At 50.7% G+C, this 6,974-nt stretch carries 5 protein-coding genes and 1 tRNA gene; all 6 read right to left on the bottom strand.

What is annotated here, in order from left to right; genetic code table 11:
* The coding region (locus tag ACRCZA_RS10365) for an RnfABCDGE type electron transport complex subunit D (protein WP_438674359.1) at positions 1 to 603 on the bottom strand (603 nt) is incomplete at its 3' end.
* A 47-nt stretch (positions 604 to 650) separates the two neighbouring features.
* Complete coding sequence (gene rsxC / locus ACRCZA_RS10360; RefSeq protein ID WP_438674358.1) at positions 651 to 3,311, bottom strand: electron transport complex subunit RsxC; 2,661 nt, start codon at positions 3,309 to 3,311, stop codon at positions 651 to 653.
* Between the two features lie 46 nt (positions 3,312 to 3,357).
* The gene (gene rsxB, locus ACRCZA_RS10355) at positions 3,358 to 3,933 is read right to left on the bottom strand and encodes an electron transport complex subunit RsxB (protein WP_438674357.1); all 576 of its coding nucleotides are present in this window, start codon (positions 3,931 to 3,933) and stop codon (positions 3,358 to 3,360) included.
* A 1-nt stretch (position 3,934) separates the two neighbouring features.
* Complete coding sequence (gene rsxA / locus ACRCZA_RS10350; protein WP_438674356.1) at positions 3,935 to 4,513, bottom strand: electron transport complex subunit RsxA; 579 nt, start codon at positions 4,511 to 4,513, stop codon at positions 3,935 to 3,937.
* Between the two features lie 125 nt (positions 4,514 to 4,638).
* Positions 4,639 to 6,543 (bottom strand): EAL domain-containing protein, encoded by a 1,905-nt coding sequence (locus ACRCZA_RS10345; protein ID WP_438674360.1) that lies wholly within the window; start codon positions 6,541 to 6,543, stop codon positions 4,639 to 4,641.
* Between the two features lie 198 nt (positions 6,544 to 6,741).
* Positions 6,742 to 6,817 (bottom strand) — tRNA-Asn (locus ACRCZA_RS10340).
* Positions 6,818 to 6,974 lie beyond the last annotated feature (157 nt).

The following is a 6,974-nucleotide window of genomic DNA, read 5'->3' as shown; positions in this document are numbered from 1 at the left end:
TGTCGTGGTGAGACCCATGGACAAATCAGTTTTTAGGGTATCAAGGGGCGTTGCCATGGAAACGCCATCAATCCCGAGGCGAAAAGCTTCAATACTGGCGCTGGGGCCAAGGTTAAAAATCAGCCCTAGGCTATCCATGAGGCTAGGGACATTGAGCGCCACTGTGCTTGGCGCGACCCAGCTGGTCATTTGCACCGGGAAGGAAATGAGCAGCAACACATAAGCCGCCATCGCGGGATTGAACAGGTTATGGCCTAAGCCGCCGTACAGATGTTTGACCACAATGATCGCAAACACGGTACCGATGACAATCATCCACCAAGGTGAAAGGGGCGGAATGGCAATGCCGATAAGGATCGCCGTTAACATGGCGCTGTTATCGCTTAAGCTGGCTTTGATGCTGCGTTGGCGCAGTTTCATTACCCAAGCTTCACAGCCTAAGGCGACCACGATTGCCAGTAATACTTGGATGAGGGTGCCCCAACCAAAAAACACACACTGCAGAATAAGGCCCGGGATCAAACATAAAATCACCCGCAGCATCACCGTTGAGGTCTGCAAATTGCGGCTAACATGGGGTGATGAGGCTATTTTAAACGCCATCGTGATTCCTTTTTATCTTGGTCATGTTATTCATAAAGCCGGGCATCTCACGACTCCTTGGGGCTTTGGGCCGCTTTTTTGGCCTTCGCCTTGGCGATGGCAGCGGCAACCTTGGCCTTTTTGATGGCCTCAGGCGAGGTTAAGTCAGCTGCGTCAGCGATGGGCTGAGTCATGGGCTCTGCAATGAGGATGCCATCTGCCAATGGCTTATTATGCGCTGAGGGCTCATCATTCACTGAGGGCTGATCATTTGCTGAAAGCTCCTTGTGGGCTGAGAGCTTATCATTCGCTGAAGGCTCCTCATGCGCTGAAGGCTCCTCATGCGCTGAAGGCTCCTCATGCGCAAAGGGCATATCGTGGGTCATTCGCTTTGGCTGGTCAATCGGCGTTGCTGGTGCCGAGGAGGCCATCGGCTCTGTGCTTGCTGCGCTCGCGCCATTATCTTCTAATGCTGCTTGGGCGGCTTTTTTAGCCTTAGCTCGGGCTACCGCGGCTGCAACCTTGGCCTTTTTGAGTGCGTCGGCATCCGGCAACTCAGCGGCAGTGATAGAAGCTGCACTGATAGCGGGTGTATTGATTGCTGAAGCCCTGATTTCGGTGTCAGCAGCACGTTGAACCCGCGCGCTATGCTCTGAGGCAGTTGGCTCTGATGCACTTGACTCTGATGTACTTTGCTCAGCAGCCTGCTGCGCCGCTTTTTTGGCTTTGGCACGGGCGATGGCGGCGGCGACCTTGGCTTGTTTCTCGGTCGTGGCATCGCTCGGGCGAGTGTTTTGAGTATCGCTATCCGAGCTGTCAGTGTGAGCGCTGTGGTCAGCGTTTTCGGACTCCGCTAAACGCAGAGCGGCTTTTTTGGCTTTGGCGCGGGCGATGGCGGCGGCGACTTTATCCTGTTGGGATGATGCAACCTCCGAAGAGCGAGGCGTAGGATCCGTATCTGCGGCGGTATTTTGCTCGACTGGCTCGGCCGTCTGCGTTGGGCTCTGGGCTAAGGCGGCTTTTTTGGCCTTAGCGCGGGCTACCGCCGCCGCAACGGCGGCTTGTCTGGCATCTGGCGCAGGTGTGTCAGATACCGTCGATGTTTGCACCATTGACTCGGGCGCGGCCGGGGTCAGCTTGCTTATCGGTTGCAGCGTGGTGGGATTCTCGCCATCGTTGGCATGCAAGGTGTTAGCGGCTTTCTTGGCGGCGATGCGCGCCATTGCTTGGGCCACGGCATCTTTATCTGCACCAGTCATGCTGTGTTGGCGTCGCTCGGCGGCTTCTTTGGCCTTGGCTTCTCGGGCGCGTTTTTCTTCTTCAAGGCGTTGTAAACGAGCCTCAAAGCGTTGCTTGGCCCGCTCCGCCTGATGTTTTTCATCTGCGGCTTGTTTTAGGGCAGATTTGGCAATGCGGTAGTATTCCACCAACGGAATATCACTGGGGCAGACATAACTGCAGCAACCGCATTCAATACAATCTTTGAGGTGATAGCTGGCGGCTTTGTCGTATTCTTCGGCTTTAGCATGCCAAAACAGTTGTTGTGGTAAGAGCTGGGCGGGGCAGGCGATAGCACACTCACCACAGCGGATACAGGCTTTTTCGGCAGGAGGTTCGCCAATCTCTTGGTTGCTTGGCGCTAAAATGCAGTTCGTTCCCTTTAGAATGGGCACTGTAATCGTCGGGAGCGCATGGCCCATCATCGGGCCGCCGATAATGACTTTTTGGTTGGCTTCGGGGGTAAAGCCTGTTTGCTCAAGGACATGGGCAACTGGGGTGCCAATGGGGAGCCAATAGTTGCCAGGTTTTGCTACTGTCGTACCGGTTACCGTGACAACTCGCTCTAGCAGCGGTTTGCCAAGGCTGACCGCTTGATGAATGGCAAAGGCGGTGCCGACGTTGTGCACGACTATCCCGAGTTTGGCCGGGATGGCCCCAGAGGGCACTTCGCGCCCAGTAAGGATTTGGATAAGCTGCTTTTCGCCGCCTGAAGGATACAGCGTGGGGATCACAGTGACACGGGCACTGCCAGCGTCAAGACCGCTGCTTGCCAGCGCCGTTTGCATGGCGGTGATCGCCTCAGGTTTATTATCCTCAATCGCCACGATAATCCGTTTAGGGGTTAATAGCTGCGCAATAATGCGGACCCCTGCAACAATATCGTGACTGTATTGGCGCATCAACCGGTCATCGGCGCTGATATAGGGCTCACATTCTACCCCATTGATGATCACTAAATCGATTTCACTTACCGGATTGAGCTTGATATGGCTAGGAAAGGCCGCGCCTCCAAGGCCGGCAATGCCCGCCGTATGGATTTTGTTGAGGATCTGCTCAGGTGTCAGCTGCGCGGCGTTTGCAGGGATTAAGTCGCACCAAGTATCGTGGCCATCGGGGACGATGACGCAGGTATTGACGGGTAAGGCCGAAGCATGATTGCTGGCACGAGGCTCAATGGCCACCACCGTCCCCGACGTTGGCGCATGCACGGGCAAATGCCACAGCGATTTCCCTTGGGTTAATGGCTCTCCTTTTAACACTTGCTGGCCAACCTTGACCGCAAGGCGGCAGTTTTCACCGACGTGCGGGACCGGCACCAGATATTGCGCGGCTAATGGCAGCTGACCAATTGGGGTGGTGTTCGAGAGTTGCTTGACTTGTGGTGGATGAATTCCGCCGGGGAAGTGCCAAAGCGTCCCTTTATCTAATTGATCTAATAATGCTAGCACCGCTTATCCTCTTCTAACATTTGCTGCTGACACTGTTGGTATTGGCTCATTTTGCGCGCTGGCTGTTGTCTTCGATAATGGTCACAGGGATGCTGTCTAAGCGCCAATTCCAATTCTTTACATTGGTGGTGACAGGGATCATATCAATACAATCAACAGGGCAAGGCTCTACACACAGATCGCACCCGGTACAATCACTGGCCAGTACCGTGTGCATCAGTTTGCCCGCGCCGATAATGGCATCGACAGGGCAGGCTTGAATGCATTTAGTACAGCCGATGCATTCTGCTTCACGAATAAAGGCAACTTTCTTAACTGCCGATTGCGCCTCGGCATTGAGGGGCTCGGGTTCAACCCCCATTAGGTTTGCCAGTTTTTCCATGGTGGCGGTGCCACCGGGAGGGCATTTATTAACTTTCTCGCCATTGGCTATCGCCTCGGCATAGGGGCGGCAGCCGGGATAACCGCATTGACCGCACTGGGTTTGTGGCAAAATGGCTTCAAGATCATCGACAATAGGATTGCCTTCGACTCTAAATTTAACGGCGGCAAAGCCCAGCATGACCCCAAAAAACAATGCCAATAGGGTTAATAATATGACTGCTAATACAATGGTGGACATCTTACTTAACCAATCCTGTGAATCCCATAAAAGCAAGGGACATAAGACCTGCGGTGATCATGGCAATCGCGCCCCCTTTAAAAGGTGAGGGCACATCGGCTGCGGCAAGACGTTCACGCATGGCCGAAAACAGGATCAATACTAAAGAAAACCCAAGGGCGCCACCAAACCCAGAGATAGCTGATTGAATAAAATTATGTTTTTCATTCACATTCAGCAAGGCTACGCCGAGGACAGCGCAGTTGGTGGTGATTAGGGGTAAATAAATCCCGAGGGCGCGGTGCAGCGGCGCGCTGGTTTTTTGTACCACCATTTCAGTAAATTGCACCACAACTGCAATCACTAAAATAAAACTCATGGTACGCAGGTAGCCTATATCGAAGGGGAGTAATAGGTACTGATTGACCAAATAACTGAGAATGGACGCTAAGGTCAACACAAAGGTGGTCGCCATAGACATACCAATAGCAGACTCCAATTTACTGGAGACGCCCATAAATGGACACAAACCTAAGAATTTAACTAAAACAAAATTGTTAACTAGCACAGTGCTAATTAACAAGAGGAGATATTCGCTCATCTCAATACTTGTTTAAACGGATCTTAGCCGTATTATCGACGTTTCCGGTTACATAAACAACATATAGAATGCAGGGTTAAACATATTTAGTGTAAAAATTGTCGATGAATCAACCCGATGAATTACTAACTTTGCTCTGTGGTTAATATCGCTTGCGGCTGAGCAATATAGTAGCCTTGCATACCATCGACTAATAATTGTTCAAGGGTGAATTTTTCTTCTTGGCGCTCGATACTGGTCGCGATGACGCGGATCCCCGTGCGTCTGGCGACGTCCACGATCATCCGCACAAAAAACTTATTATTGGCATCGTTATCAATGGCCGTGGTATAGGTGCCATCGAGCTTAATGTAGTCTGGGCGCACCTCGCTGAAGAATTTAAAGGAAGTAAAGCTATTACCAAAACGCTCAATTGATACCCGCGTGCCGACACTGTGCATCTCGCGCACAAATTTATGACTGGCAGCTAAATTAACTTGCATACCGGACTCATTGATCTCAAAGACTAAGCGTGAGGCGAGGTATTTTTGTTTGCCCAGGATGTCCTTAAGCCAGGCGACAAAGCGTTCTTGATGGGCCGACAATGCACTGATATTGACGCCAAAATTGCCATTAAGGGTTGGATTTTCTTTGAGCATTTTTAAGGCATTGAAAACCACCAATTTATCTAATTCGATACTCATCCCATGGCGTTCAGCCATGGCGACAACTGTCGTGGTGGGTAAAGATTTGCCTTCACTATTATAAAAACGGGCCAAGAGCTCACGGTAGACCTCAACTTCGGTGCGACAAGGTTGAATGGGCTGCTGATAAAACCGTAAGGCATTACGGTTGATGAGATCATGGATGGCAAGTTTCCAACGGTCGTTCCCGAGTTGCTCATTGCCTGTGGATCTTTCTTGAATATGGTAACTGTTCGGCCCTAAGGTTTGCGCAATACTGACCGCAGTATCGGCCAAGGCCAAAAGCTGAGCGGCTTCCATGCCCTGTTGATAGGGCACGAGGCCCAAGTGCGCCACCGACTCGGTTTGGAGCATTTGTTGGTATTCATCAAGGTAAATTTTTAATTGATCTAAGAACCTCGGGGCATCCTTAACAACCACATCGGGAATAAATACCGCAAAATCTGCGCTCGAGACTCGGTAGCATTGGGCATCTTGAAACTTATTGCATGCTTTACGGATACAGTTGGCCACCTTGGCTAAATAATCATCCCCGGCAGCGCGGCCATGTTGTTGATTGACATGGGCAAGTTCTGTGGCTTTGACCATCACCATTAAGCCAAATTGGGGGGGATTGTGATTGGCGATGCTGGCCAATTGACTGGTAAAGCGGCCACGGGTGCTAAAGCCTGTGACCGGATCCTGATTAACAACTTTGTGAAGTTTTTCATTTTCTTGCGTCAGGTTATCGCGCTGGGTTTTAAGCTGGCTGCGGCACTCTTCTAAAGCCGTGCGTATCGGCGAGAGTTCAGCGGTAAGCTTTGATGACTCAAGGGGGGGCAGGCTTAATTGTGGTAACTGCCTGATACATTCGGCACTGTAATGAATGGCGCGTTTGAGTTTGGCTAAGAGTAAACTAAAAACGAGGACGCACAATAGATAGGCCCCGAGGAGGAGGGCTGCCATCGTTTGAGTATGGTTTATGGCTTGCAAAACGGCGCCATTGTCGCTGAGTTTTACCTGTAATCGGCCTTGAGCAAGTTTTTGGGTATGCGCTAAATCAAGGCTAAACAGCTTGGCAAGGGGATGCCGCTCCAAAGGGATAAGGCTGCCATAGGTGTGGTTTAGCCCACTATCGTTATCGTCAATATATTGGAAAAATTGGAAAGGGTGACTGACTGACAATAATTGATATAACTCTGCGCCACTACCATGCCACTCTGAATAGGTGGCCAATTGGTGGGTAAGCTGGGTCAACTCCTGTTGCTGTTGTAATTCTAATTGGCTATGTTGGTTTTGATACACCCAAGCTAATAACGCGAGAAATACCACAAATAGGAAGACAGGATATGACTTTGACATGGCAATAAAAATCCGCTCTCAATTCGTACAAGTAAGACAACCGTCACTGGCTGCGTCAGCGTCAAGGGTCATCGCGAGGAGCCTTAGCATCGGGGCTAACAAGCCATCTCATTGTAACTGTATTTACAAAAAATACAAAACGATAGGTCTAAAAGAGCAAGATTAAGGGAGTGACAATTAAGAGGGGTAAACGCTGAGATAAAATGGCTCCCCTGACTGGACTTGAACCAGTGACATACGGATTAACAGTCCGCCGTTCTACCGACTGAACTACAGGGGAGTAGAGGGTGCGATATTACTATCGACTTTATGAGGTGTAGCTTAATGACTGGCTGCAATAACAGCTAAATTTTACAAAGTGTAAAATGGCTCCCCTGACTGGACTTGAACCAGTGACATACGGATTAACAGTCCGCCGTTCTACCGACTGAACTACA

Source organism: Shewanella sp., assembly GCF_051658185.1.
Classification (GTDB): Bacteria; Pseudomonadota; Gammaproteobacteria; order Enterobacterales; family Shewanellaceae; genus Shewanella.
This window is presented reverse-complemented; position numbering and strand designations above follow the sequence as displayed.